Origin of the sequence: Mesorhizobium sp. M7A.F.Ca.CA.001.10.2.1 (assembly GCF_003998575.1) — a bacterium.
In the GTDB taxonomy this organism is placed as follows: Bacteria; Pseudomonadota; Alphaproteobacteria; order Rhizobiales; family Rhizobiaceae; genus Mesorhizobium.
In genome coordinates this window covers 1-900 of the sequence record NZ_RZQY01001153.1, presented here as the reverse complement: position 1 = coordinate 900, position 900 = coordinate 1, and the positions used below count along the sequence as shown (strand labels likewise).

The following is a 900-nucleotide window of genomic DNA, read 5'->3' as shown; positions in this document are numbered from 1 at the left end:
CTCGTTACCATGAGGGTTAGCCTTCGGGCAATCGCAAAGCGGTCTGTTCTCACGACGGTCGTGCTGCGGATCACGGCGCGCCCACGGCCGTGAATTGCCGTTTTGCCTCCGCGACCTCATTGCTGGTGGCGAAGCTTGGCCAGTATTTCGAGATGGCCAGCGTCGCGCCGGCGGAAGAGAAGTGGCCATAGTCGAAGTAGAGAAATTCATTGGTCGTGGCATCGGCGTATGAACAACCGGCCGAGTCGCACAGATACGTCAGCGGATCTATGAAATCGGCCCCTTTGGTGAACGGCAGAACCCGTGCGTTGATGTCCGGATCCATAGCCATCGGCCAGGATGTGGTTCCGGCATGCTCCCGTCTCACCAAGAAAGCGATCTTCTGGACGTCGGCGATGAATTCCGGAGACTGGCCGACGGTATAGACCTTGACCCCCATCCCGCGAAGCCGATCGATCGTCTTCTGCAGGCCGTCGAAGCCCCTGGCCTGGTAGTCGGTCCATCGGCCGCTCAGGATCACCGCCTGGATGTTGGCGTCGCGAATGATCGACAAGGCCCGTTCGTTGAAGCGGGTGCAGGCGGGCCGAGCATAGGAAAAATAGGTCAGGTCGGGCGGACAGCCGGCATAGGTGTATTGGATGACATTGGCCTGGATTTTCTGGGCGTTGGGCTCAAGTCCCGGAACATAGTGGGCAGCGAAAGAATCGCCCCACAGCAGCACATTGGTGGCAAAGCCCGTTGTCCGGGTGCAGTCGGCAAGGTTCCAGTCTTCGATGCGGGTCCCGTTTTCGTTGAAACAGATGCCGTTGCGCCAGTCGCCGACCCGGATACGTTCTGTCGAGAAATCCGGAAACCGTTGCGGGAAACCGTTGCCCAGTGCGCCGGCCAAACCACCGGCGC

The 900-nt window shown here is 60.0% G+C and carries 1 protein-coding gene; it reads right to left on the bottom strand.

Features of this window, described 5'->3' with window-relative positions:
- Positions 1 to 70: 70 nt before the first annotated feature.
- On the bottom strand, positions 71 to 900 hold an 830-nt coding region (locus tag EN964_RS35805; RefSeq protein ID WP_281059605.1), incomplete at its 5' end, for an SGNH hydrolase domain-containing protein.